The 25944-nt window shown below is 69.2% G+C and carries 23 protein-coding genes; 14 read left to right on the forward strand and 9 right to left on the reverse strand.

Annotated elements, in window-relative coordinates; all coding sequences use genetic code 11:
- Positions 1-217: 217 nt before the first annotated feature.
- Positions 218-427, forward strand: a complete 210-nt coding sequence (locus ASC92_RS08105) for a hypothetical protein (RefSeq protein WP_056513042.1) — start codon at positions 218-220, stop codon at positions 425-427.
- Between the two features lie 33 nt (positions 428-460).
- Here ASC92_RS08105 and priA read toward each other — a convergent pair whose 3' ends face one another.
- Positions 461-2572, reverse strand: a complete 2112-nt coding sequence (priA, locus tag ASC92_RS08110; RefSeq protein WP_200935958.1) for a primosomal protein N' — start codon at positions 2570-2572, stop codon at positions 461-463.
- Between the two features lie 452 nt (positions 2573-3024).
- The gene (gene hemE / locus ASC92_RS08115) at positions 3025-4134 is read right to left on the reverse strand and encodes a uroporphyrinogen decarboxylase (RefSeq protein WP_056513045.1); all 1110 of its coding nucleotides are present in this window, start codon (positions 4132-4134) and stop codon (positions 3025-3027) included.
- 125 nt (positions 4135-4259) lie between these two features.
- On the opposite strand from hemE, the gene ASC92_RS08120 reads away from it, so the two are divergent.
- The 10 genes from ASC92_RS08120 to ASC92_RS08165 all read left to right on the forward strand — a co-directional run bounded on the left by ASC92_RS08120 (position 4260) and on the right by ASC92_RS08165 (position 14216).
- Positions 4260-5870 carry a GMC family oxidoreductase N-terminal domain-containing protein gene (locus ASC92_RS08120; protein WP_082519524.1) on the forward strand — a complete coding sequence of 537 codons (1611 nt, stop codon included), beginning with the start codon at positions 4260-4262 and terminating at the stop codon, positions 5868-5870.
- A gap of 76 nt (positions 5871-5946) precedes the next feature.
- Entirely contained in the window at positions 5947-6753 is an 807-nt protein-coding gene (locus tag ASC92_RS08125) for an SDR family NAD(P)-dependent oxidoreductase (RefSeq protein ID WP_235505729.1), read from the forward strand.
- 14 nt (positions 6754-6767) lie between these two features.
- Complete coding sequence (locus tag ASC92_RS08130; RefSeq protein WP_056513050.1) at positions 6768-7568, forward strand: MoaF C-terminal domain-containing protein; 801 nt, start codon at positions 6768-6770, stop codon at positions 7566-7568.
- 40 nt (positions 7569-7608) lie between these two features.
- A complete protein-coding gene (locus tag ASC92_RS08135; RefSeq protein ID WP_056513054.1) occupies positions 7609-7998 on the forward strand; it encodes a nuclear transport factor 2 family protein in 390 nt (129 codons plus the stop codon).
- Between the two features lie 40 nt (positions 7999-8038).
- A complete protein-coding gene (locus tag ASC92_RS08140) occupies positions 8039-9541 on the forward strand; it encodes an aldehyde dehydrogenase family protein (RefSeq protein ID WP_056513058.1) in 1503 nt (500 codons plus the stop codon).
- A 38-nt stretch (positions 9542-9579) separates the two neighbouring features.
- Positions 9580-10845 (forward strand): ABC transporter substrate-binding protein, encoded by a 1266-nt coding sequence (locus tag ASC92_RS08145; RefSeq protein ID WP_056513060.1) that lies wholly within the window; start codon positions 9580-9582, stop codon positions 10843-10845.
- A 12-nt stretch (positions 10846-10857) separates the two neighbouring features.
- On the forward strand, positions 10858-11727 hold the full coding sequence (locus ASC92_RS08150; RefSeq protein WP_056513062.1) for a branched-chain amino acid ABC transporter permease: 870 nt from the start codon (positions 10858-10860) through the stop codon (positions 11725-11727).
- Positions 11724-12800: a branched-chain amino acid ABC transporter permease gene (locus tag ASC92_RS08155; RefSeq protein ID WP_056513065.1), complete on the forward strand. Its 1077-nt coding sequence runs from the start codon at positions 11724-11726 to the stop codon at positions 12798-12800. The genes ASC92_RS08150 and ASC92_RS08155 overlap by 4 nt, the downstream gene beginning before the upstream one ends.
- Entirely contained in the window at positions 12797-13504 is a 708-nt protein-coding gene (locus ASC92_RS08160) for an ABC transporter ATP-binding protein (RefSeq protein WP_056513069.1), read from the forward strand. Before ASC92_RS08155 ends, ASC92_RS08160 begins: the two co-directional genes overlap by 4 nt.
- Positions 13505-13508: 4 nt before the next feature.
- A complete protein-coding gene (locus ASC92_RS08165) occupies positions 13509-14216 on the forward strand; it encodes an ABC transporter ATP-binding protein (RefSeq protein WP_056513071.1) in 708 nt (235 codons plus the stop codon).
- Between the two features lie 5 nt (positions 14217-14221).
- Here ASC92_RS08165 and ASC92_RS08170 read toward each other — a convergent pair whose 3' ends face one another.
- The 5 genes from ASC92_RS08170 to ASC92_RS08190 all read right to left on the reverse strand — a co-directional run bounded on the left by ASC92_RS08170 (position 14222) and on the right by ASC92_RS08190 (position 20617).
- Entirely contained in the window at positions 14222-15205 is a 984-nt protein-coding gene (locus ASC92_RS08170; protein ID WP_056513074.1) for a helix-turn-helix domain-containing protein, read from the reverse strand.
- Between the two features lie 157 nt (positions 15206-15362).
- Positions 15363-16703: an MFS transporter gene (locus ASC92_RS08175; RefSeq protein WP_056513316.1), complete on the reverse strand. Its 1341-nt coding sequence runs from the start codon at positions 16701-16703 to the stop codon at positions 15363-15365.
- A gap of 110 nt (positions 16704-16813) precedes the next feature.
- On the reverse strand, positions 16814-17506 hold the full coding sequence (locus tag ASC92_RS08180; protein WP_200935955.1) for a thioredoxin family protein: 693 nt from the start codon (positions 17504-17506) through the stop codon (positions 16814-16816).
- A 94-nt stretch (positions 17507-17600) separates the two neighbouring features.
- Positions 17601-19820: a thioredoxin family protein gene (locus tag ASC92_RS08185; protein WP_200935956.1), complete on the reverse strand. Its 2220-nt coding sequence runs from the start codon at positions 19818-19820 to the stop codon at positions 17601-17603.
- A gap of 44 nt (positions 19821-19864) precedes the next feature.
- On the reverse strand, positions 19865-20617 hold the full coding sequence (locus tag ASC92_RS08190) for an alanyl-tRNA editing protein (protein ID WP_056513325.1): 753 nt from the start codon (positions 20615-20617) through the stop codon (positions 19865-19867).
- A 130-nt stretch (positions 20618-20747) separates the two neighbouring features.
- Here ASC92_RS08190 and ASC92_RS08195 point away from each other — a divergent pair, with 130 nt between their 5' ends.
- Positions 20748-22091 carry a PQQ-dependent sugar dehydrogenase gene (locus tag ASC92_RS08195; RefSeq protein WP_056513076.1) on the forward strand — a complete coding sequence of 448 codons (1344 nt, stop codon included), beginning with the start codon at positions 20748-20750 and terminating at the stop codon, positions 22089-22091.
- A gap of 6 nt (positions 22092-22097) precedes the next feature.
- Here ASC92_RS08195 and ASC92_RS08200 read toward each other — a convergent pair whose 3' ends face one another.
- Positions 22098-22649: a GNAT family N-acetyltransferase gene (locus ASC92_RS08200; RefSeq protein ID WP_056513080.1), complete on the reverse strand. Its 552-nt coding sequence runs from the start codon at positions 22647-22649 to the stop codon at positions 22098-22100.
- Positions 22650-22723: 74 nt separating this feature from the next.
- Here ASC92_RS08200 and ASC92_RS08205 point away from each other — a divergent pair, with 74 nt between their 5' ends.
- Both ASC92_RS08205 and ASC92_RS08210 read left to right on the forward strand, forming a co-directional pair.
- Entirely contained in the window at positions 22724-23149 is a 426-nt protein-coding gene (locus tag ASC92_RS08205) for a MarR family winged helix-turn-helix transcriptional regulator (RefSeq protein WP_056513082.1), read from the forward strand.
- Complete coding sequence (locus ASC92_RS08210; RefSeq protein ID WP_056513085.1) at positions 23146-24912, forward strand: chloride channel protein; 1767 nt, start codon at positions 23146-23148, stop codon at positions 24910-24912. The genes ASC92_RS08205 and ASC92_RS08210 overlap by 4 nt, the downstream gene beginning before the upstream one ends.
- A 1-nt stretch (position 24913) precedes the next feature.
- Here the strand turns inward: ASC92_RS08210 and ASC92_RS08215 are convergent, their stop codons facing one another.
- On the reverse strand, positions 24914-25924 hold the full coding sequence (locus tag ASC92_RS08215) for a zinc-binding alcohol dehydrogenase family protein (RefSeq protein WP_056513090.1): 1011 nt from the start codon (positions 25922-25924) through the stop codon (positions 24914-24916).
- Between the last annotated feature and the right edge of the window lie 20 nt (positions 25925-25944).

Genomic DNA, 25944 nt, shown 5'->3' on the forward strand with positions numbered 1-25944 from the left:
ACGAGCGAGCTTGCTTGGAACGCGGTCCCCGCGGGGAGCTGGCGCGGTTACAGCTTGGCTAGCGCCGGGGTATGGCGTCAACTCTTTTTTCACAAATTTTCGGGTAGGCCGAGGCAGGCCGTAAGACATAGCTATCGCTATGACTTCAGGTGAATACTTGAGTTTGCAGGTGAGCTGCTACAGTGCTTGCAAGTCAAAGATGTGAATGGAGCGCGCGATGGCAATTCTTTCTCGCATCCTGCTGTGGTTGGCCTGGCTCTTCGTGGTCGGCTGGTTCTGGCATGCCGACAGGTTCGGCACCGCCACCGCGATCGCGCTCGCCGCGCTGAGCCTCGTGGTGTTCGCCTGGCCCGCGAGCATCGCCCGGCGCAGGCATGGCGAGCTGCGCTATGTCGACATGGGCAAGGAGCCCACCGGCCACCACTGAAACCGCGGCTTCAGGTTCGCCGGCGCTTCGGGGTCAGATGCTGTGCGGATCGACGTCGACCAGCCAGCGGATCACGCCCTTGCCCTCGGGCGTGCGCCGCAGTTCATGCAGCAGCGGCTGCCAGCCCGCCAGCAGGCGCTGCAGCGCGGCCCGCGAGGGGCTTTCGATCAGCATCTGCGCGCGCTCCACATTCGCGACGCGTTGGATCGCCAGCGGCACCGCCGGGTAGCGCGTGACAAGGTCGGCGCCCGGCAGCGCCTCGGCTTGGTCCGCTGCCGTATTCAGGAAGCCCTGCGCCACCGGCTGCTCGCGCGCGTCGGCGCGCAGCAGCGCCTGGAACGCGAAGGGCGGCATGCCGGCGGCCCGGCGCTCGTCGAGCTGCTGCTGCGCGAAGCTGGCGTAGTCGTGCCTGCGCAGCGCCATGAACAGCGGGTGCTGCGCATGGTGCGTCTGGATCCACATCTCGGCCTTGGCGCCCTGCGCCGCGAGGTAGGCGGCGTCGCGGCCCGCGCGGCCGGCCGACTGCATCAGCAGGCTGAACAGCCGCTCGGGCGCGCGGAAGTCGCTGGAGAACAGCGCACCGTCGGGGTTCACCGCGGCCACCAGCGTGATGCGGCGAAAGTCGTGGCCCTTGGCGATCATCTGCGTGCCGACCAGCACGTCGACCTCGCCCGCGTGAACGGCCGCGAGCTGCGATTCGAGCGCGCCCTGTTTCTTTGTGCTGTCGGCGTCGATGCGCGCAATCCTCACAGGTCCAGGCACCGCACTGCCGTCCGGGTGCTTCACGCCTGCGAACAGCTCGGCCAGGTGTTCTTCGAGCCGTTCGGTGCCGCGGCCCACGGGCGCGATGTCGGGATTGCCGCAGGCCGGGCAGGCGCGCGGCACGCGCTCGGTGAAACCGCAGTGGTGACAGCGCAGCGTGCGGTCGATCTTGTGGAACACGCGGTACGCGCTGCAGTGCGGACATTCGCTCTTCCAGCCGCAGTCGCCGCAGGCCAGCACCGGCGCATAGCCGCGCCGGTTCAGGAAGATCATGCTCTGCTCGCCGCGTGCGATGCGCTGGCCGATGGCGTCGAGCAGCGCGGCGGAAATCACCGTCTTCGGCGGCTGCAGGTTCATGTCGACCAGCCGCACGGCGGGCAGTTCACCGGCGCCTATGCGCGAGGGCATCGCCAGCCGCACGTAGCGCCCGCCCGGGTCGTCGCCCTCGGCGGGCCGGCTCTGGTGCCAGCTTTCGAGCGAGGGCGTGGCCGAGCCGAGGATCACCTTGGCCTTCTCGCGCTGGCCGCGCCACACGGCGAGGTCTCGCGCCGAGTAGCGCGCGCCTTCCTGCTGCTTGTAGCTCGGGTCGTGCTCCTCGTCGACCACGATGAGCTTCAGCCCCGGGATCGAAGCGAACACCGCCATGCGCGTGCCCAGCACGATGCGCGCCGCGCCGCTGTGTGCCGCCAGCCAGCTCGCGAGCCGCTGCGGGTTGGTCATGCCGCTGTGCAACGACACCACCGCCTCGTCGCCGAAGCGGGCCTTGAAGCGGGCCTCGAGCTGCGGCGTGAGATTGATCTCGGGCACCATCACCAGCGCCTGCGCCTCGGGGTCGCGCGCGAGCAGGTCGGCCACGCAGCGCAGGTAGACCTCGGTCTTGCCGCTGCCGGTGCTGCCGACCAGCAGGAAGGTGCCGGTCTCGGCCTCGATGCGCACCAGCGCGGCGGCCTGCTCCGCGCTCAGCGCGATCAGGTTCGCGGACTCGGCCGTCTCTGCCACCGGACCGGCCGCCGTCTTGCGCTTGAGCCGGCGCGCCAGCTGCGTCGTCGACAGGTCGCGCAGCTGCGGCGGCAGCGCGGCCAGCGCGATCTCGCCGATCGAGCGCTGGTAGTAGCGCGCGGCAAAGGCCACGAGGTCGCGCCAGGCCTCGCCCAGCGGGGCCAGTGCGTCGAGCGCCGCGCCCACGGGTTTCAGCGCCATGCCCGGCTCGGCGCCCGCCAGCGAAACCGGCTCGTTCCAGACCACGCCCAACACCTCGCGCTTGCCCAGCGGCACGCGCACCAGCGTGCCGGGCGGCACCGGCTCCGCGCTGGCGTAGCTCAGCAGGTCGCCGAGCGCGGCATGCGCGGGCGTCTGCACCGCGATGTCGAGCCGCCACGGCAGGGAACGCAAAGCGCCGTCCGTCGTCTGGTGAGCCCCGTCGAGGGGGAGGCCGGTGGTGGAGATGAGCGATCCTTCTTGGAAAGGTTTCTTAATGCGACTTTGAGCAAAAGCGCTTAAGTCGTTGATTTGTCTGGGCTTTGAAGGCCGTCCAGAGTTTCTGTGGATAACTTTGTTGACAAGCAGGCTCGACTCGCTGCGAGGCCTTGAAAATCAAGGCTCTGGCTGGAATGCCCGGAAAAAAAGCAAAGTTCAAATCCTATATAAATCAACAACTTAGCTTCGCTATTTCTTTAGGAGCAAAGAAAGAGGCCACTCAGATAATCTTGCGCAGTGCAACACATGTTTTGTGCATAAGTCGGTGCCGATTCACCGTTTTGGGCTTGACAAACGGTTGCAGACCAACCTTCGGGGCAGCTCCGGCGCCATCGCCGGACCGCCTCGGAGTGACGATTTCAACCGCGCAGCGCGCGCGACTGGGCGTGCACCGCCTGCACCAGCGCAGCCACATGCTCCGGCGGCGTGAACTGGCTGATGCCGTGGCCCAGGTTGAAGATATGGGTCGGGCCCTTGGCGTTGTGCTCGGCGTGCGGCTTGCCGAAGGCGTTCAGCACCTTCGCCACCTCGGCCTCGATCTGCGCGGGCGGCGCGAACAGCACGTTGGGGTCGATGTTGCCCTGCAGCGCCTTGGCCTTGCCGTCGGTGCCTTCGGCGACCTGGCGGCGCGCAGCGGTCAGGTTCACGGTCCAGTCCACACCCAGCACTTCGCAGTCGAGTTCGCGCATGGCGTCGAGCCACAGCCCGCCGCCCTTGGTGAACACGATGCGCGGCACGGGCTGGCCGTCGGCGCCGTTGCGCTTCAGGCCGGCCAGCACGCGGGCCGTGTAGGCGAGGCTGAATTCCTGGAACGCGCCGTCGGCCAGCACGCCGCCCCAGCTGTCGAACACCATCACGGCCTGCGCGCCGGCGTCGATCTGGGCGTTGAGGTAGGCGGCCACCGAATCGGCATTCACGGCCAGCAGGCGGTGCATGAGGTCGGGGCGGCTGTACAGCATGCTCTTCACGAGGCGGTAGTCGCTGGAGCCCGCGCCTTCCACCATGTAGCAGGCGAGCGTCCAGGGGCTGCCCGAGAAGCCGATCAGCGGCACGCGGCCGTTGAGCGCCTTGCGGATCGAGGCCACGGCGTCGAACACGTAGCGCAGCTTGTCCATGTCGGGCACTTCGAGCGCGGCCACGGCGGCCTCATCGCGCACCGGGTGCGCAAAGCGCGGGCCCTCGCCGGCCTCGAACGACAGGCCCAGGCCCATGGCGTCGGGCACGGTGAGGATGTCGGAGAAAAGAATGGCCGCGTCCAGCGGGTAGCGCGCCAGCGGCTGCAGCGTGACTTCGGTGGCGTAGTCGGTGTTGGTCGCCAGCCCCATGAAGCTGCCGGCCTTGGTGCGGGTGGCGACGTACTCGGGCAAATAGCGGCCGGCCTGGCGCATGAGCCAGACGGGCGTGTGGTCGGTGGCCTGGCGCCAGCAGGCTCGCAGGAACGTGTCGTTTTGCAGGGGGGCGAAAGGCATCCGGCGATTGTCGCAGGGCCTCCCGGCATTGACCGACAGCGCAATTTGAGTTGCACCAACCCGCCCCGGTGATCCACGGGGCACGCCACCCCCGAGCATCCGCCTGCAACGACAACTCAGGACGGATGCGCGACATGGCGGAACAGGTTTTCGATTTCGTGGTGGTTGGTGCCGGCTCGGCCGGCTGCGTGCTAGCGCACCGGCTGGTGCTGGCGGGGCGCAGCGTGCTGCTGCTGGAGGCCGGGCCGCCGGACAACGACCGCTTCATCCACATGCCCGCCACCTTCGTGCGCGTGATCGGCACCGAGCGCACCTGGGCCTACGAGAGCGAGCCGCAGGCCGCGGCGGGCGGGCGCAAGATGTTCGTGCCGCAGGGGCGCACGCTGGGCGGCGGCAGCTCGGTCAACGCCATGGTCTACATCCGCGGCACGCCGGCCGACTACGACGGCTGGCAGGCGCAGGGCTGCGAAGGCTGGGGCTGGAGCGACGTGCTGCCGTGGTTCCGCAAGGCCGAGGCGAATTCGCGCTTTGCCTGCGGGCTGCATGGCACGACCGGCCCGCTGAAGGTGAGCGACACCCGCTACCGGCATCCGCTGAGCCTGGCCTTCCTGCGCGCGGCGCAGCAGAGCGGGCTGGCCTACACCGACGATTTCAACGGCGCGCAGCAGGCGGGCGTGGGCTTCTACCAGACCACCACCTTCGAGGGCCGCCGCGCGAGCACGGCCGCGACCTACCTCGCGGCGGTGCGCGGCAACCCGAAGCTCACGGTGGTGACTGGCGCCCACGTGACGCGCGTGCTGACGCAGGACGGTGCCGCCACCGGCGTGGTCTATCGCACGGGCCAGGGCGGCACCGGCGAAGACATCGTCGCCACCGCGCGGCAGGAAGTGATCCTCTCGGCCGGCGCGCTCGCGTCGCCCAAGCTGCTGATGCTGTCGGGCATCGGCCCGGGTGCGCAACTGCAGTCGCTCGGCATTCCCGTGGCGCGCGACCTGCCCGGTGTGGGCGAGAACTTCCAGGACCACCTGGAGGTGTCGGTCTACGGCCGTACGCGCGAGCCGATCAGCCTGCTGGGCAACGACCGCGGCCTCGCGGCGCTCAAGCACGGCCTGCAATGGACGCTCTTCAACACCGGCTTGCTGAGCTCGAACGTGGTGGAAAGCGGCGGCTTCGTCGACACCACCGGTGAGGGCCGGCCCGACCTGCAGTTCCACGTGCTGCCCGTGCTGGTGGGCGACGTGGACCGCGCGCCGCTGGCCGGCCACGGCCTGTCGATCAACCCCTGCTTCCTGCGCCCCAAATCGCGTGGCCGAGTGCAGTTGCGCAGCGCCGACCCGATGGCGCCGATCCTGTTCGACGGCGGCTACCTGCAGGCGCGGGAAGACGTGGACACGCTGGTGCGCGGCGTGAAGCTCGCGCGCCGCATCCTGCGCGCGCCCGCGCTGCGCGAAGTGGTCTCCGAAGAGCTTGCGCCTTCCGCTGCCGACGAACTGGCGGACGACGCCATCGAAGCTTATGTGCGCCAGCGCGCCAAGACCGTCTACCACCCGAGCGGCACTTGCCGCATGGGCCGCGACGAAATGGCCGTGGTCGATGCGCAGATGCGCGTGCATGGCGTGGCAAGGCTGCGCGTGTGCGACGCCTCGGTGATGCCGTCGCTCGTGAGCGGCAACACCAACGCGCCGACCGTGATGCTGGCCGAGCGCTGCGCTGATTTCGCGCTGTCGGGCAATTGACTCTGCACGTTCGGTCAATCGCGGATGCGCGCACGAACCTAGAGTCGATCCCAACAAGGACAAGGAGACAGATCGAATGAGTTCCACAGCTTCCATGGCCGGCAAGGTCGCATTCATCACCGGTGGCGGCACCGGCATCGGCGCGGCAGTGGCCGAGCAGTTCGTCGCGGCGGGCGGCCGCGTGGTGCTGATGGGGCGCCGCCTCGCGCAGCTCGAAGCGGTCGCCGCCAGGCTCGGCGGCCTGGCCGTGGCAGGCGATGCCGCGAGCAAGGCCGACGTGCAGCGCGCACTCGCCACGGCCCGCGAGAAGTTCGGCCGCGTCGACGTGCTGGTCGCCAACGCGGGCGGACATGGTGTCGGCAATGCGCTCTCCACCGACGATGCCTCGTGGGCGCTCTCGACACGCCTGAACCTCGACACCGCCTTTGTCTGCGCGCGCGAATTGCTGCCCGAGCTGATCGAGCGGCGCGGCAACATCGTCGTGCTGTCGTCGCTCGCCGGCCACTTCGCGGGCCCGGGCGTGATCGGCTACGTGACGATGAAGCACGCGCTCATCGGCCTCGTGCGTTCGCTGGCACGCGACTACGGCAACCAGGGCGTGCGCGTGAACGCGGTGTGTCCCGGCTGGGTGCGCACGGAGATGGCCGACGAGCAGATGCAGGTGCTGGTCGACAAGTACCGCTTGGCCGATGCCGACGCGGCCTACGACCTTGTCACGCGCGACGTGCCCATGGGTCGCGCCGCCAGCCCCGAAGACGTGGCGAATGCCGTGCTGTTCCTCGCCTCGCCGCTGGCCGCGATGGTCACCGGCAGTTCGCTGATGGTCGATGGCGGCGCGTCCGCGGTCGACCTTCCCACCATCGCCTTCGCGCACGACGCCTAAGGAACAAGAACGCCATGAGCACCGACACGACGAAACCCGCCGACTGGAAGACCTACGACCAGTTCGCCCTCGGCATCGCCACCAACCGCCTGCCGGCCACCGACGCGCTCGCGGGCCAGACGCTGACACTGGCCTTGCCCGGCTTCCAGCTCACGCTGCAGCCGCGCTCTCAGCACGCGCTGGACTGGCAGGAGCAGGGCGCGCGCGGCGGGCAGGGCAAGGGCGACTGGTACGAAGCCATCGAGGTCGCACCCCACACCTTCTTCCTCGACATCACGCAGGCCAGCCGCCCCACCGAAGCACTGACCGTCGTGCTCAACACGCGCACGCGCCGCGTGCTCGCCATCCGCTGCCGCATCGTCAGTGCCGAGGAAGCCGCAGGCCAGCCGCGCGTGCCGCAGGACTTCTGGGTCGGCACGCTGAATGGCGACACCGCCACGGGCCTCGTGCCGCACGCCACGCGCGACCTCATCGGCCTGCGCACCTGGCAGACCTACAGCCCCAACCACACCTACGAGCACACCTACCTGAGCGCCGAGCGCTACGCGTGGCAATGCCTGGTCGGCGTGCAGCGCGGCCACGGCGACGTCGACCTCGCGAGCTACTGGAAGTTCGACGACGAGCAATACATCTTCACCTTCCGCGAGTTCCTGATTCCGGTCGCGTCGGTTTTCTTCTTCGACTTCGCGAGCGGCCGCTCGACCGGCAAGTTCCTCGGCGTCACCGGCGCCGGCGAAGTCGCCAACAACCCGGCCGGCGCCTTCATGCGCAAGGCCTCGCAGACCTTCTACCCGCCTGAGTTCGGGCCGGTCTGATCTTTCCCCATTTCGCTGTCACACCCAGGAGCTTCACTTCATGCGCACGCCCCACCAGATCGTTGCCGATCACTACGCCGCGTCCGATCGCCAGGACCTCGAGGCCATGTTCGCCGACATGGCCGACGACGTGCAGTGGACCGAGATGGCCGGCTTCCCCTGCGCCGGCACGCACGTCGGCCCCGCGCAGGTGATCGAGAAGGTCTTCAAGGTGCTCGGCGCCGAGTGGGAAGGCTACCGCTTCGTGCTCGAACGGCTGGTCGACGGCGGCGACACCGTGGTCGGCATCGGCGACTACCACGGCCGCCACCGCGCCACCGGCAAGACCATGCGTGCGCGCGTCACGCATGTGTGGCAGGTGCAGGGCGGCAAGGTGCGGCGCTTCGAGCAGTTCACCGACACGCTGCTCGTGGCGCAGGCCATGCAGTGAGCAGGTTCTTTTCTTCAACGCATTGTCCCGGAGCCCTTTCATGAATCTGCGAGACCTGTCGATCGAGCACCTCGGCCAGGTGGGCCTGTTGGCGCAGCGCCGACGCGGCAATCACATTGACGGCCGCGAGGTGGCGCCCGCCGGCGGCATCTACCTGCCGGTGGTCGATCCGGCCACCGAGATGACCGTGGCCGAAGCACCGGACAGCGACGCGGCCGACGTGAATGCGGCGGTGGCCAGCGCGCGCCGCACCTTCGAGAGCGCCGCATGGAAGTCGCTGCGCCCCGCCGACCGCGAGCGCATGCTCTACACGCTGTCGACACTGATCGAATCGCACGCCGACGAACTCAGTGCGCTCGAAACCCTGCAGAGCGGCAAGCTGCGCGGCATCGCGCGCATGGTCGACGTGGGCGGCGGCGCGGAGTTCGTGCGCTACATGGCGGGCTGGGCCACCAAGCTCGAAGGGCAGACGCTCGACAACTCCATCGGCATTCCGGGCGCGCAGTGGGTGACCTACACGCGGCGCGAACCCGTGGGCGTGGTTGGCGCGATCGTGCCGTGGAACTTCCCGCTCGCCATCGCGCTGTGGAAGGTCGCGCCCGCGCTCGCGGCCGGCTGCACGGTGGTGCTCAAGCCCTCGGAAGAAACGCCGCTCACCGCGCTGCGGCTGGCCGAGCTGGCCATCGAGGCGGGCTTCCCGCCGGGCGCGCTCAACGTGGTGTGCGGGCGCGGTGCCACGGCCGGCGCGGCGCTCGCGCAACACCCGGACATCCGCAAGATCAGCTTCACCGGCTCGACGGCCGTGGGCCAGCGCATCGGCCACGCGGCGGTCGACAACATGGCACGTTTCACACTGGAGCTCGGCGGCAAGTCGCCGCTGATCGTGCTCGACGACGCGGACCCGGCCGCGGCGGCGCAGGGCGCGGCCAACGGCATCTTCTTTCACCAGGGCCAGGTGTGCACGGCGGGCTCGCGCGTCTACGTGCAGCGCGGCATCTTCGACAAGGTGGTGGCGCAACTGGTGCAGGCGGCCGAAGGCCTGCACATCGGCTCGGGCTTCGATCCGCAGGCGCAGTTCGGGCCGCTGGTGTCCAAGCGCCACGTGGAGCGCGTGATGGCGCACATCGACGGCGCGGTGGCCGACGGCGCGACGCTCGTCACCGGCGGCAGCCGCGCCTTCGACGGCGGCTGCTTCGTCAAGCCCACGGTGTTCGTCGACACGCAGCCTTCGATGCGCATCGTGCGCGAAGAGGTGTTTGGCCCGGTCGCGACGGTCGTGCCTTTCGACGACGTCGAAGACGCGATCCGTCTGGCCAACGACAGCGCCTACGGCCTGGCCGCCAGCGTGTGGTCGAACAACCTCTCTGCCGTGCACCGCATCGTGCCGCGCCTGCAGGCCGGCGTGGTCTGGGTCAACGCGCACAACGTGCTCGACAACGCGCTGCCGCTGGGCGGCGTGAAGCAGTCGGGCTACGGGCGCGACCTGGGGCGCGCGGCGGTCGAGAGCTTCACCGAGCTCAAGAGCGTGTGCATGGCGGTGTAGCCGCCACGGTTCCGATCACAAAGAAGGAGACATTCATCATGAAGAGAAACCAGAAGATCGCGCTGTCCGCATTCATGGGCGCCATGGGCCTTGCTGCTGCCGGCGGCGCCTGGGCGCAGACTGGCCCCGACTGCGGCCTGAACACCGGCAAGGCCGCCACGGGCGAGCCCATTCCCATCGGCGCGGTGGTCGGCAAGACCGGCCCCGACGACTTCAGTGCCTCGGGACAGGCGGCGGCCGCGTACTTCAAGTGCGTCAACGCCAACGGCGGCATCAACGGCCGCCCGGTCGACTACATCGTGGCCGACGACCAGTGGAACCCCGAGACCGCCGCGCAGGTCGCCTCCAAGCTCGTGAAGGACCGCAAGGTGGTCGTGCTCGCGGGCAGCACCAGCTTCGTGGAGTGCGGCGCCAACGCCAAGATGTACGCCGACGAAGGCGTGATGGTGATTGCCGGCACCGGCGTGCCGCGCGAATGCTTCAACGCGCGCAACTACGTGCCGGTGAACGCGGGGCCGCGCGTGTCGGCCACCATCGCCGCCATGTACGCCGCGCAGAAGTACAAGGCCAAGAAGATGGTCTGCATCATTCCGAACATCCCGAGCCTGGGCAACTGGGCCTGCGAGGGCCCGAAGGAATGGGGCAAGAAGAACGGCGTGGAGGTCGAGACCATCGCCATCGACCCCGGCTCGGCCGACGCCACCTCGACCATGCTGCAGGCCGCCGCGAAGAAGCCCGACACCATCATCATGAACGTGCCCAAGGGCATCCTGGTGCCGATGCTGGCCGCGGCCGAGCAGCAGAACATCGGCAAGAAGATTCATTTCGTGTCGTCCGCGCCGGCCTACAACGCCGACGTGCCCAAGGCCATCGGACCGTACTGGAAGGGCAACTTCGACGTGAACCTCGAATTCAACCCGCTCGAATCGGCCGGGCCCGACAACAAGAACTGGCTCGCGGTGATGGACAAGTACGGCGCGAAGAGCGACCCGCGCGACACCTTCTCGCAGGCCGGCTACGTGGCGGCGCGCATCGTGACGCAGGCGCTGCTGAAGATGGACCCGAAGAGGGTCGACCGCGCGGGCGTGACCGACGCGCTGCGCAAGGTCAGCGACTTCCGCAGCGACATTCTCTGCAAGCCCTTCTACGTGGGCAACGGCAACCGCCACAACGCCAACAACAGCGGCCCGGTCGCGAGCCCCGACGGCAACGGCTGGCGCTTCGCGCCCGGCGGCTGCCTCACGGCGGAAGACCCGGAACTGGTCGACATTCGTGCCGACGAGCAGAAGATGGGCCTGAAGTAGGCGCGCCGGGCCATGGAGGACTACCTGCCTTTCGTCATCTCCGGCCTGGGCCTGGGCGCGGTCTATGCGCTCTCGGGCGTGGGGCTGGTGGTGCTCTATCGCTCGTCGGGCGTGCTGAACTTCGCCTTCGGCGCCATCGGCGCGATCGGTGCGTACGTGGCCTGGTCGATGCTCGAAGCCGACTGGCCGCAGGGGCTCGCGTGGTGCGCGGCGGTGCTCACGTCGATGCTGCTGTCGCTGGCCTACGGCCGATTGCTGGCGCCGAGGCTGTCGCACCGCGACCCGACGATCCGCAGCATCGCGACACTGGGCTTCGCGCTGGTGGTGGTCGGCTTCACCGAGTGGTACTGGGGCGAGCAGCCGCGACGCCTCGTGTTGCCCACTGATGGCGGCGCTCTCGAATTTCTGCTCGGCGAGGTCGAGGTGCGGCTCACGCACACGCGCGCCTTGGGGCTGGTGCTCGCGGTGCTGATGATGGGCGGTGTCGGCCTGCTGCTGTCGAAGACGCGCGTGGGCCTGAAGATGCGCGCGCTGGCCAACGACCGCGACCTGAGCGCGCTGCTCGGCATCCGCGTGCTCGGCGTCGACACGGTGGCGTGGGTGCTCAGCGGCGCGTTCGCCGGCGTGTGCGGGCTGCTGCTCGCGAACATCGTGCGGCTGCAGGCCACGCTACTGACCTTCCTGGTAATACCAGCTTTTGCCGCCGCGATCATCGGGCGGCTGCATTCGCTGCCGGCCACGGTCGCGGGCGGTATCGCCATCGGTGTGCTCGAAGCATTGGCGATCACCGTGCCGGGCTTCGCGGCCTTTCGCACGGCCACGCCGTTCCTCATCGCGCTGGCGATGATCGTTTTCTTCCGACCGGGGACGCGGCAGGCATGAGCGCTTCTTCGACCATCGGCGGCGCGGTGCCTGTTCAAGCCATCTCGGGGCCGCCGGCCTCGCTGGCAGAAGCATCGCGCCGCGCGCGCATCTCGCTGGCCGCGATGGTGGGCTGCGTGCTGCTCATCGGCCTCGTGGTGCCGTGGCTGGCCAATGCGTACTGGATCAAGACACTCACGTCGTCGCTCGCGCTGTCGATCGCGGCGGCCGGCGTGGCATTGCTCTACGGACAACTGGGGCTGGTGTCGCTGTGCCAGTACGCGCTGCTCGGCGCGGGCGGCTGGATCGCGCTGCGCGCGGGACACGGCCTGGGCTGGCCCTTCGAGCTGTCGGTGCTCGCGGGCGGGCTGCTGTCGTGCGTGGTGGGCATGCTCGCGGGGCTGCCAGCGCTGCGGCTCAAGGGGCTGTACCTGGCGCTCGTCACGATGATGATGGCGGGCGGCTTCCAGGTGGTCATCAACGTCATGGGCTTTCCCGATGGCGGCGCGGGCTGGCTGGGCCGTGTGTTCGGCAGCGAACGGCTGATGATGCCGCGGCCCGCGCTGGCGCTGTCCGATGCGGCGTATTTCCGCTACGTGGCCGTGTGGCTGGCGGCGGTGCTGGCATTGATCGAACTGCACCGGCGCACGCGCGCCGGGCGCTCGTGGGCGTTGATCCGTCGCGGTGAGGCGGCGGCTGTGGCGGCCGGCGTGAACATCCTGCGTTACCAGACCTGGGCCTTCGGCCTCGCGGGTTTCTGCGCGGGCGTGGCGGGCGCGCTGCTCGCGGGCGGCGTGGGCCAGCTCGACGGGCGTGCGTTCACTGCGGGCGATTCGGTGATGCTGTTCGCACTCACCGTGGTGGGCGGCGTGTACCACTGGGCCGGCGCACTGATCGCCGGGTTGCTGCTGCGCGCGGTGCCTGCATTGCTCACGGACTTCGGCGTCAACGGCTACCTGGCGATGATCTTCTTCGGCGTGGCGCTGCTGCATGCGCTCATCACCGCGCCGAGCGGCATCGCGGGCCAGCTGGCGGGCGCGTTCGAGGCAATACGCAAGCGGCTCGGGCGCGGCGGCAAAGAGGCCGCGCCATGATCCGCATCCACGATCTCACCGTCGCCTTCGGCGGTGTCAAGGCCATCGATGCGCTGAGCGCCGAACTCGACGCGCCGGTGTGCGGCCTCATCGGCCCGAACGGCGCGGGCAAGACCACGCTGGTCAACGTGCTCAGCGGCCTCGTGCTGCCGCGCACCGGCAGCGTTGCGGTGGACGGCGCCGACCTGCTGGGCCTGAAGCCCATCGAGCGCGTGCGTTTCGGCCTGCGCCGCTCGTTCCAGACCGAGCAGGTGGTGGAAGACCTCAGCGTGTGGGACAACGTGCGCGCCTTGCTCGACCATGTGCCGCACGCGCGCGGCGACGCGGTGGCGCAGGTCGCGCGCGCGCTGGCGCACACCGGCCTGCTCGACGTGGCGACCGTGCTGGGCCAGCATCTCAACCTGTTCCAGCGCCGCATGCTCGAGATCGCGAAGTCGCTGGTCGGCACGCCCAAGTTGCTGCTGCTCGACGAGCCCGGCGCGGGCCTCACCGAGCAGGAGGCCGGCGCGCTGCGCCGCGTGATCGGCTCGGTGCATGCCTTCTGCGGCGCGCAGGTGCTGCTGATCGACCACGACGTCGACCTGATCGCCGCCACCTGCACGCAGACGCTGGTGCTCGACTTCGGCCGCCGCCTCGCGCTCGGCGCTACGCGCGAGGTGCTCGACGATCCGGCCGTGCGCAAGGCCTACCTGGGAACGGAGTGACTACATGCTGAGCGTCAACGATCTGCGCCTGCAACGCGGCGGCAAGGCCGTGCTGCACGGCATCGACCTGCAGGTGCCGCCGGGCGAGGTGACGGCGCTGCTGGGGGCCAACGGTGCGGGCAAGTCGAGCACGGTGATGGCCATCGGCGGCGTGTTGCCGATCACCGGCGGGCGCATCGAGGTCGAGGGCCACGCGCTGCACGGCCAGCGGCCCGAGCGTGTGCGTGCGCTGGGCGTGGCCGTGGTGCCGGAAGGACATCGCGTGCTCGGCGAGCTGTCGGTGCTCGACAACCTGCGTGCGGCGGCGACGGCATTGCCCGCTGCACGCGTGGTCAATGCGGTCGAGCAGGTGCTGGCGGTGTTCCCTGAACTGCGCGTGAAGCTCGCTCTGCCCGCGCGTTCGCTGTCGGGCGGGCAGAAGCAGATGGTCTGCATTGCGCAGGCGCTGATCGGCAAGCCGCGCTACCTGGCCATCGACGAACTGTCGTTGGGGCTCGCGCCCACGGTGGTCAAGCGGTTGGTCGAGGTGGTGCAGCAGGTCGCGCGCGAGGGCGTCGGCGTGCTGCTGATCGAGCAGTTCACGACGGTGGCGCTCGCGGTGTCGAGCCGCGCCTACGTGCTGGAGCGCGGGCGCATGGCCTTCGCGGGCTCGTCGGAAGAATTGCGCAGCCGGCCCGAGATCCTGCACAGCAGCTATCTGGCTGCAGCCTGAGCTGGCTAGTGCGCCAGCGCTGGCGATGCGGCCTTTTCGGCTTCGCGCCGCTGGAACTCTCTCGGCGACACCCCGTACTGCGCCTTGAACACGCGGCAGAAATGCGCGCTGCTGTTGAAGCCCCAGGCAAACGCAATTTCCGACACCGAGGTGCGGCGGCCTGCCGCATTGCGCAGCGCCTCGCCGCAGCGCTCCAGCCGCATCTGCCAGATGAAGCGGTCGAGCGTCTGGTCTTCGTTCTCGAACACGCGGTGCAGGTAGCGCTTGGAGCAGCGCAGTTGCTGCGCGATGAGGTCGAGCGACAAAGCAGGGTCCGCGAGGTGCGCATGCACGAACTGCTTCACACGCGCCTTGAGCACGCTTGGCACCGGGTGCGCGCCACCGAACTGCTCGTCGGAGTGCGTGGCCAGCGTGGAGGCCAGCAGGCCCAGCACCGTGTCGCTGACCGAGCGGCCGACCGCATGGGGCAGCGAGGGCAACTGGTCGGCCAGCGAGGTGAGGAACGAGCCGAGCACCGCATAGAGCCCCTGCATGGCGGGCGTGTGCGCCTCGCAGGTGTGCAGGTCGGGAATCTTCATGCCCTTGAACTGCTGGCGCGGAATGGTGATGGCCAGCAGGCGCGAGCGTTCTGGGTTGGTGATGGCGTAGGGCACGCGCGGGTCGTACAGGCTCCAGTCGCCCGGGTGCAGATGGAACTCGCGGTCGCGTTGCGAGATGTGGCCGTGGCCCTCGAGCTGCAGCACCAGCTTGTAGTGCTCGTCGAGCACGATCTCGTGGCGCGTGTCGGGCCGCGCCACGCGGTGCGAGGGCGCCTCGATCATGAACATGCCCAGCGGCCCGAGTTCATAGGCGTCCATGCGCGCGTCGAAGGTGCCCGTGTCGAGGCATTGCACGTGCAGCGCGCCGAAATACGACGAGTTGATCTGGCCCCAGCAGGCCTGCCGGTCGGCGGGGTGTTCGAGCAGGGTGCTGAAGTGGTGTGCGTTCATGCCGTGGGGTCTCTGTGAAGGCGCCGCAGGCGCTTCCGCAGGATAGGCATGGGGGGACGCGCCATCATCGGTGTTTCCACCCAGGCAGGGTGGCGGCTACGCCTTGGATCAATGCGCGGTGCGCGCTGGATCAACGCACCGGCTGGCCGCCGAACCGTCAGACCACCGGCACGCGCCCCGCATCGGCGGGGTCCACGTTGCGCCGGTACAGCACCAGCGTCGCAATCAGCCCGCACACCGCGGCTGCCGTCATCCACAGTCCTGGCGCGCCCTTGTCGCCGGTCATCTCGATCAGCCCCGTCGCGATCGCCGGCGTGAAGCCGCCGAACAGCGCCGTCGCCAGGCTGTAGGCCAGCGAGAAGCCGGCGGTGCGTACGTTCACCGGCATCACCTCGGTGAGCGCCACGACCATCGCGCCGTTGTAGCTCGCGTAGAGGAACGACAGCCACAGCTCGACTTCGAGCATGCGTGCAAAACTCGGCGCGCCCACCAGCCACTTGAGCGACGGGTACGCCGTGAGGACGGTCAGCACCGTGAACAGGATCAGCAGCGGCTTGCGGCCCACGCGGTCCGACAGCGAGCCCATGATCGGCAGCCAGATGAAGTTCGAGATGGCCACGCACAGCGTGACGATCAGCGCGTCGGTTGTGCTCAGGTGCAGCACGGCCTTGCCGAAGGTGGGCGTGTAGACGGTGATCAGGTAGAACGACACGGTGGTCATCGACACCAGCATCATCCCGGCGACCACGAGGCCCCAGTTGGCGACCATCGACTGGAAGATCTCGCGCGCGTCGGGCCGGTGCTTGCGCGCCATGAACTCCTCGGTCTCCTGCAGCGAGCGGCGGATGATGAACAGCACCGGCACGATCAGGCAGCCCACGAAGAAGGGAATGCGCCAGTAGAAGTCGCCGATCTCCTGCGAGGTGAAGGTCACGTTGAGCCAGTAGCCGAGCGCAGCCGCCACGACGATGGCCACCTGCTGGCTGGCGGACTGCCAGCTTACGTAGAAGCCCTTGCGGCCCGGCGTGGCCATTTCCGACAGGTACACCGACACGCCGCCCAGCTCCACGCCGGCCGAGAAGCCCTGCAGCAGCCGGCCGACCAGCACCAGCAGCGGCGCGGCGAGGCCGATGGTCGCGTAGGAAGGCACGCAGGCGATCAGCAGCGTGCCGACGGCCATCAGCGCGAGCGTGACGATCAGGCCCTGGCGGCGGCCGACGCGGTCGACGTACGCGCCGAGAAAGATCGCGCCCAGCGGCCGCATCAGGAAGCCCGCACCGAAGGTCATGAACGTGAGCATCAGCGAGGCGAACTCGTTGCCGGCGGGGAAGAACGCCTTCGAGATCTGCGTGGCGTAGAAGCCGAACAGGAAGAAGTCGAACATTTCCATGAAGTTGCCGCCGGTCACGCGCAGGACGGTGGCGAACTTGGAGGAGGAGGCAGTGGAGGAGGCGTGGGCAGCCGTGCCCGGTTGCGCGGCGGTGGGCGCAGGATTCATCTGGTTGTCCCCTTGGGCGGTATTGGCGATGTGCTCGCCCAAGGGTAGGCCGGGCTCCCCGACCGCTGGCTGACTGCGCGAGTCAGGTAGCTGTCACGCGCGAGTTCTACCTATGTCTTGTACTTGATCGAGCAGCCGTAGGGCCGCGTCGCCGCGGTCGATATCGGCTTGCCGCCGAAGGCCTCGCCCAGCGCCTGGCTCACGTAGTTGGTCGCGGTCTTGATGTCGTCCGCACGCGCCGAGGCGATGCTGTCGATGCCGCCTGCGTACACCAGCGTGCCCTTGGGGTCGATGATGAAGATGTGCGGCGTGGTGCGCGCACCGTAGACCTGTCCGATGAGGCCGTCTTCGTCCATCAGCACGGCGGTGGGCGTGGCCTTTTGCGACTTCATCCACGCGTCGAGCGCGTCGGGCTTCAGGTAGTCGGTGGCGGCGCGTTCGGTGGAATTGATGGCCAGCCACACCACGCCCTTGTCGGTCGCGGCCTTCTGCGTGGCGGGCATGTTGCCGCTGCCGTAGTGCTTGCGCACGAAGGGGCAGCCGGGGTTGGTCCATTCGAGCACCACGAACTTGCCCGCGAAATCGGACAGCTTGTGCTTGGCACCGCTGGTGTCGACGGCGACGAAATCGGGCGCCTGCTGGCCCACCGCGGGCGCGGCGGCAGCATTGGTGCCCATCAGGAAAGTGGCGCCGAGCGCCACGGCGGCGGCAACGACCGCGCGGCGGGAGGCCCGGCTCAGGGCGGCGCGAGCATGACGGGCGGCACGACGGGAGCGCGAGTCTGTGGTTGGCGAAAGAGACATGGCCAGCTTGAACTCCAAAACAAAATTCCAAACAACAACTGCAGCTTAGAACGGTTTCTTCAAGTGCGTGTGACAACCCATGTCACGCTGGTGGTCAAAGCGCGGCGAGCGCGGCGCGGACTTCGTCCTTGCCCAATATTTCGGTCAGCACAACCGGCGGCTTGCCCGGCGCCTGCAGCACGTACACCGGCACGCCGCTGCGGCCCAGCGCGGTGAGCGCGGCGGTGATGGCGGGGTCGCGCCGGGTCCAGTCGGCGCGCAGCATGGCGACCTTCTTCGCGTCGAAGTCGGCCAGCAACTCGGCATCGGAGAGCGTGCTCTTCTTGTTGTACTGGCAGGTCACGCACCACGCGGCGGTGAAGTCGATGAACACCGGCTGGCCGGCGCTCGACAGCTCTGACACGCGCTCGGCGGACCAGGGCTGCCAGCGCTGGCCGGCGGTGCCGGACGCCGAGGCCAGCCTCGCCGGTTCCACGACCTGCAGCACATTGCGGCCGATGGCGGCGGTCAGCGCGGCCGTGAAGCCGATCAGCACGGTGGCGATCACGACCCGCGTGCGCCCGCGCAGCGTGAGCGCCCAGACGATGGCGGCCAGGCACACCAGCAGTGCGAGCAGCGTGCCCGCGCCGTCGATGCCGCTTTGCTGACCCAGCACCCAGACCAGCCACGCCACGGTGGCGAACATCGGAAAGGCGAGCAGGCGGCGCAGCGTGCCCATCCACGGGCCGGGCTTTGGCAGCAGGTAGGCAACGGCGGGCACGAAGCCGGCCACGAGGTACGGCAGCGCCAGCCCGAAACCCAGCGCCGCGAACAGCAGCAGCGCCTGGCCGGCCGGCAGGCCGATGGCGAAACCCAGCGACACGCCCATGAACGGCGCGGTGCAGGGCGAGGCGATGACCACGGCGAGCACGCCGGAGAGGAAGTCGTTGGCCAGCGGGTGCTTGGCCTGCGCGCTGCACACCGACGAGGGCGCCGCGCGGCCGAATTCGAACACGCCCACGAGGTTGAGCCCGATCAGCGTGAACAGCGCCGCCAGCACAGCGACCACGCCCGGCGACTGCAGCTGGAAGCCCCAGCCCAGCCCGGCGCCGGCCGCGCGCAGCGCCAGCATGCCGCCGCCCAGCGCGAGGAAGGACAGCATCACGCCGCCCGTGTAGGCCAGCCCGGCCTTGCGGTGGGCGCTGGCGTTGCCCGCCTGCCGCGCGAAGCCCAGCACCTTGATCGCGAGGATCGGGAACACGCAGGGCATGAGGTTGAGCAGCAGGCCGCCGATCAGTGCGCCCAGCAGCGCGGCCATGAAGGTGGTCGAGGAGGGCGCAGGGACATCGCCGGCCGGGGCTGTTGCGTTGGCCGCATTGGCGGTGAGCGCCGCCTGCAGTGCCGGCGACACCTCGGTGCGCGGCGCGGCGCCTGCCGGCCAGGCACCCGTGACCGGCGCTTCGGCGCGCCAGGCCACCGGCTGGCCGGCCTGCCGGTCGGCCTCGGCCAGCGCCACCACCACCGGCATCACCGTGGGGCTCGCGCTGCGCTGGTCGGCCAGCGGCAGCGTCGCCGTCCAGGTGCCGCCCTGCCAGGATTGGGTCCAGTCCTTGCCGGAGACGGCCGCGGTGCGGATCACCTCGGGGGTCTCGGGGAAGAAGCCCAGCGTCTTGCCCTGCACGGCGGCGGGCAGGCCTTCGAGGCGCACTTTCAGGTTGTGGCCATCGACCTCGATGGTGCCGGCCTTGGCCAGCGTCTGCGGCTGGGCCGCCAGTGCGGCGTCGAACTCGGCCTTGTGCAGCGCGGTCGAGCCCTGCAGCGGCAGGGGCAGCGTGAACGTGCCTTCTTCGGGAATGCATTCCTTGCGGCAGACCAGCCAGGAAGCCTTCAGCTGGATGTCCATGGCCGGCGTGCCGCCGCCCAGCGCCATCGGCGGCTTGTAGAGCGTCGACACCTCCAGCGGCACCGGCAGCAGCACGGTGTTCTCGTAGCCGTAGTTGGCGAGGTTGCCGACCGGGATCTTCGTCGGCACCGGCCAGGCGATCTCGCCGGTGGACACGCCGGCCGGCAGCGTCCACGTCATCTCGGTGGGCAGGCCCGAATCGCCGGCGTTCTTCCAGTAGGTGTGCCACTCGGGCTGGTGCGTGATCTGCAGGCCGACCCAGACCGGTGCGCCGGGCGTCACGCCGTCAGGGGCATGGGCGATCAGTTCGGCGCGCACGTGGGGGGTGGTGACCACGGCGCCTGGTTTGGACGCCAATTGCGCGGCAGCCGGCATGCTGGCTGCGGCGGTTGCTATCAGAAGCGTAGCGAAATGGATGCGCGAAAAGATCATGCCGTCAGTCGGAGCATTCAATGGGGGCGAAGTTCCGGGCCGTTTCAGGCCGCGGCAGGGGCCCAGCCCAGCACCACGCGGCGGCTATTGGCGCTCTTCTTCTCGATCTTGGTGACCATCACCGCCCCGATTTCGGAGGTGTTTGCAACATGCGTGCCGCCGCAGGGCTGGAAGTCGATCTGCGCCTCGCCGCCGATGCGGATGGTGCGCACCGTGCCCGTGCCGCGCGGCGGCTGCACGCTCATGCTCTTGACCAGCGCCGGGTTGGCGTCGAGCTCCTCGTCGGTGATGGCGCCCACGGTCAGGGGATGGGCGGCCTCGACCAGCCTCGCGAGCCCGGCGGTCAGTGCTTCCTTGTCCAGCGGATCGGTCATGTGGAAATCGATGCGTGCGTACTCGGGCGTGATCGAGCAGCCGTTCACCGGCACCGGCACGAGGTGGCACAGCAGGTGGGAGGCGGTGTGGAAGCGCATCAGGCGATGGCGGCGCTCCCAGTCGAGGCGGGCGGTCACGGGGTCGCCCGGTTTCAGCGCGGCCAGCAGGTCGGCCTGTCCGGGGGCCGGCACGTGGACGAACTCGTTCGTCGGCTGGCCCTCTTCATTCCTGGCCTTGCGGGTGTCGGCGATGGCGACTTCGCGCCCGTCGGCCAGCACCAGCACGCCGGCGTCGCCGGCCTGTCCGCCGCCCAGCGGATAGAACACCGTGCGGTCCAGCACGATGCCGGTTTCGTCGATGCGCAGGACGCGTGCGTCGCAGGTGCGCAGATAGGCGTCGGCTCGGAACAGGTCGTCGGTCATCCGGCGATGGTAGCGGCGATGCGCAAATGAGGTGCGCCCACGCCAGAAAGCGCCCATGGCCGACAACCCCGGGGCTGCCCGGCTGGGGATCATCCGGTGCATGCGGCACCCGGCCGCGCGAGGAATACGCATGACAGCACCGCAGCAAGCATCCGCACTGGCCCTGGCCGCCGCGCTGCTGCTCGTCGCCGGCTGCGGCGAGACCGCCAAGCTGGCCCCGGAGCTCACGACCGGCCCTCGCCCGCAACTGGCCGAGCCGAACAAGACCCTGATTCCCACCGTCAACGTCGCGACCGCCGTCGGCTGGACCGACACCGCCGCGCCCATCCCCGCCGAAGGCCTGCAGGTGACGGCGCTGGCGCGCGGCCTCGACCACCCGCGCTGGGTCTATACCCTGCCCAACGGCGACATCCTCGTGGCCGAGAGCAACAAGCCGCCCAAGCCGGGCGGCAGCAGCGACGGCGGCGGCGGCGTGGTCGCGAAGGTGCGCAACTGGGTCATGGGCAAGCTCATGGGGCGCGCCGGCGCGGGCGTGCCCAGCGCCAACCGCATCACCCTGCTGCGCGACGCCAACGGCGACGGCCTCGCCGAGGTGAAGCAGGTGTTCATGACCAACCTGATGTCGCCGTTTGGCATGGCGCTGGTCGGCAACGAACTTTTCATCGCCAATGCCGACGCGCTGGTGAAGGTGCCGTACACCGAGGGCCAGACCTCGATCAGCGCCAACCCGACGCTGGTGACGCAGCTGCCCGCCGGCATCAACCACCACTGGACCAAGAACGTCATCGCCAATGAAGACGGCAGCAAGCTCTACGTGACGGTCGGCTCCAACAGCAACATCGGCGAGAACGGCCTCGCGGCCGAAGAGGGCCGCGCCGCCATCTGGGAGGTCGACACGAAGACGGGCGAGAAGCGCCTGTTCGCGAGCGGCCTGCGCAACCCCAACGGCATGGGCTGGGACCCGGACACGAAGGCGCTGTGGACCGTGGTGAACGAACGCGACGAGATCGGCAGCGACCTCGTGCCCGACTACCTCACCTCGGTGAAGGACGGCGCCTTCTACGGCTGGCCCTGGAGCTACTACGGCGGGATCGTCGACGCCCGCGTCACGCCGCAGAACCCCACCATGACGGCCAAGGCCATCGCGCCCGACTACGCGCTCGGCTCGCACGTCGCGCCGCTCGGCATGGCCTTCTCGCGGCCGGGCGGCATGCCCGACCCGTTCGCCAGCGGCGTCTTCATCGGCGAGCACGGTTCGTGGAACCGCAAGCCCAAGTCGGGCTACAAGGTGGTGTTCGTGCCTTTCATCGGTGGCAAGCCCAGCGGGCCGCCGGTCGACGTGCTGACCGGCTTCCTGACCGCCGACGAGAAGGCCCAGGGCCGGCCCGTGGGCGTGGCGCTCGACAAGGGCGGGGCGCTGCTGGTGGCCGACGATGTCGGCAATGCCGTGTGGCGGGTGTCGAGGGCGAAGTAGCTTTCTTCAGCGCGGGCGGGCGATGCGGTAGAGCCTGTGCCGGCGCAGCGCGTGTCCTTCGGGCACCAGCGGATGGTCGAAGGCGCCGGCCGCGTCTTCCTTCATGCCGATGCGTTCCATCACTGCGCTCGAGCGCGTGTTGTTCCATGCGGTGAAGGCGACGATCTCGTGCAGCCCGATCCGCTCGAAGCCGACCTGCAGCGCAGCGCGCGCCGCCTCGCTCGCGAAGCCCTGGCCCCACCAGTTGCGCCCGAAGCGCCAGCCGATCTCGACGCATGGCGAAAACGGCAGCGTGACCGCCGGCGAGTTCAGGCCGGTGAAGCCCATGAACCCGCCGGACGCCTTGTGCTCCACGGCCCAGAAGCCCCAGCCGTTCTCCGCGAAGCGCGCGCGGATGCGATCGACCAGCGCGTCGCTGTCGGCGCGCGTCGGCAGCGGCAGCAGGAACTCCATCACCTGTGGGTCTGAAGCCAGCGCGAAGAAGGGCGCCAGATCGCTCTCGCGCCACTGGCGCAAGCGCAAGTGCGGCGTGTCGAATTCGATGGGGTCGGCAGTCATGCCACCAATTGTGTCGCACGGCATATATGTCACGACGTGATATATTCGCGGCCGTTCCGGCATCTCCCTTCGTCATGGCCTCCACCCCCCGCAAGCTCGCCAAGAAAGACTTCGAGGCGCTTTCCCAGTTCCGCTACCAGATGCGCCGCTTCGAGCGCTTCTCCGAGCGCGCCGCGCAGGGCGAGGGCCTCACGCCGCAGCAGTACCTGGTGCTGCTGCACATCAAGGGCATGCCCGGCCGCGACTGGGCCTCGGTCGGCGAGATCGCCGAGCGGCTGCAGCTGCAGCCGCATGGGGCGGTCGCGCTCGTCACGCGCTGCGAGGCGCTCGAGCTCGTGCAGCGCCGGCCGAGCGAAACCGACCGCCGCCAGGTCGAGGTGCAGTTGCTCGCCAAGGGCGAGAAGCTGCTGCTTCGGCTGGCCGAGCTTCACCGCGCGGAACTGCGCTCGCTCAAGGGCGTGTTCGACGTGCCGCAAATCGATCTTCCGGAAACTCCATGAGCCCCAAAGCCAACTCCCATCCGCCGCGCGGCGACTTCGCGCTCAACACGCGCCTCATGCGTATCACCGTCATGGCAGCCGTCATCGGCGCCATCAGCACCGTCGCCGCGCGCGTGCTGCTCGACCTGATCCGCTTCTTCACCAACCTGTTCTTCTTCCAGACCTTCTCGCTGGCCGACCGCTCGCCGGCCACGCACACGCTGGGCGCCTGGGTCATCGTGGTCCCGGTCATCGGCGGCCTGATCGTCGGCCTGGTCGCGCGCTACGGCTCCGACAAGATCCGCGGCCATGGCATTCCCGAGGCCATCGAGGCGATCCTGTTCGGCAAGAGCAAGATGTCGCCGAAGGTCGCGCTGCTCAAGCCGCTGTCGTCGGGCATCGTCATCGGCAGCGGCGGGCCGTTCGGCGCCGAGGGGCCGATCATCATGACCGGCGGCGCCATCGGCTCGCTGATCGCGCAGCACTTTCACCTGACGGCGGCCGAGCGCAAGGCACTGCTCGTGGCGGGCGCCACGGCCGGCATGACTGCCGTGTTCGGCACGCCCGTGGCGGCGGTGCTGCTGGCCGTGGAGCTGCTGCTGTTCGAGCTGCGCCCGCGCAGCCTGTTGCCGGTGGCCGTGGCCTGCGCGGTCGCGGGCTTCGCACGGCCGCTGCTGATGGACCCGGGTCCGCTGTTCCCGCTGCAGACCGCCGTGCCCGGCCCGCTCGCCATGCTGTCGTGCGTGATCGCCGGCGTGCTGTGCGGCGCGCTGTCGGCGTCGCTGTCGCTGTCTCTGTACAAGGTCGAGGACTGGTTCGGCAAGCTGCCCGTGCACTGGATGTGGTGGCCGGCCATTGGCGGCCTCGCGGTCGGCATCGGCGGCTGGCTGCAGCCGCGCGCGCTGGGCGTGGGCTACGACGTGATCGGCGACCTGCTGCACAACCATCTCGCGCTTGGCGTGGTGATCGCGCTGCTGGCGGTGAAGGCCGTCATCTGGGTCATCTCGCTGGGCTCGGGCACCTCGGGCGGCGTGCTGGCGCCGTTGCTGATGATGGGCGCAGGCCTTGGCGTAGTGCTCTCGCACGTGCTGCCGGGGAACGACCCGATGCTGTGGCCGCTGGTCTGCATGGCGGCCACGCTGGGCGGCGTGATGCGCGCGCCGCTCACCGCCACCATCTTCGCCTTCGGCCTCACGCACGACAGCAATGCGCTGCTGCCGCTCTTGACCACTTCGGCCGTGGCCTATGGCTTCACGGTGCTGACGATGCGCCGCTCGATCCTCACCGAGAAGATCGCGCGCCGCGGCTATCACATCTACCGCGAGTACGGCATCGATCCGTTGGAGCGGCATTCGGTGGAAGAGGTGATGACGCGCGAGGTGCGCAGCATCGACGCGGCCATGCCGGTGGCGCAGGCGCTGTTCGACTACTTCGGCGAAGGGCAGGCGCACCGCGCGTTCCCCGTGCTGCGCAACGGCGCGGTGATCGGCGTGGCCGACCGCGCGATGCTGGCCGCGCACGGCACGCGCGACCCGATCGCGACCGTGGGCGACGCCTGCGCCGATGCGCCGCTGTACTTCGCGCTGCCGGGCGAGAACTGCCGCGCCGTCGCGACCCGGCTCGCGCGCCACCGGCTCGAACGGCTGCCGGTGGTGAAGGACGCGCAATCGCTCGCGCTGGCCGGCATCGTGGCGCGCAGCGACCTCATCAAGCCTTCGCTCGCGCACTTCGACGAGGAAGAAAAGCGCGAACGGATGCGCGGGCTGCCGTGGCAGTCGACCTAGCCTAGAAGCCGGCCAGCACCACCTTGCCCTGCGCCTTGCCGCTCTCGATGAGCGCATGCGCGCGTTGAAGGTTCGCGGCATTGATGGTGCCGAAGCTCGCATTGGCGGTGGTGCGGATGCGGCCCGCGTCGACCAGCGCCGCAACCTCCGCCAGCAGCGCGCCTTGCTCGGCGATGTCCGGCGTCTCGAAGCGCGAGCGCGCGAACATCATTTCCCAGTGCAGCGAGATGCACTTGGTCTTCAGCGGCATCGCATCGAGCATCTTCATGTCGTCGATCACCGCGAGCTGGCCCTGGGGCTTGAGGCTTTCGATGATCTGCGCATAGTGCTGCTCGGTCTGCGTGAGGCTGGCGACCATGTCGACTTCGCCGATGCCGGCCGCCTTGAGCTCGGCCGCGAGCGGCTTCGAGTGGTCGATGACGGTGTGCGCGCCCAGCGCCAGGCACCACTCGCGCGTTTCGGCGCGCGACGCGGTGGCGACGATGCGCAGCTTCGTGAGCTGGCGCGCGAGCTGGATCAGGATCGAGCCCACGCCGCCCGCGCCGCCGGTGATCAGCAGCGTCTGGCCTTCGCCGCCGCCCTTGGGCACCCGCAGGCGGTCGAACAGCAGTTCATACGCGGTGATGGTGGTCAGCGGCAGCGCGGCGGCCTGCGAGTCGTCGAGGCTCTTCGGCGCGATGGCCGCGATGCGCTCGTCCACCGCATGCAGTTCGGCGTTGGCACCTGGGCGGACGATCGAGCCCGCGTAGTACACGCGGTCGCCCACCTTGAAGTTCTTCACGCCGCTGCCGATGGCCTCGACCGTGCCGACGGCATCCCAGCCCAGCACCTTGGCCTGGCCCGCATCGGGCGCGGCGTTCTTGCGGATCTTGGTGTCCACGGGGTTGACCGACACCGCCTTCACGCGCACCAGCAGGTCGCGCGGGCCGGCCACGGGGGCGGGCAGCTCGATGTCCTGCAGCGATTCGGGGTTGTCGATGGGGAGGGGCTGGTAGTAGCCGACGGCTTTCATGGCAAAGAACCTTTCAGTGA

The sequence above is a fragment of the Variovorax sp. Root411 genome (genome assembly GCF_001425205.1).
In the GTDB taxonomy this organism is placed as follows: Bacteria; Pseudomonadota; Gammaproteobacteria; order Burkholderiales; family Burkholderiaceae_C; genus Variovorax.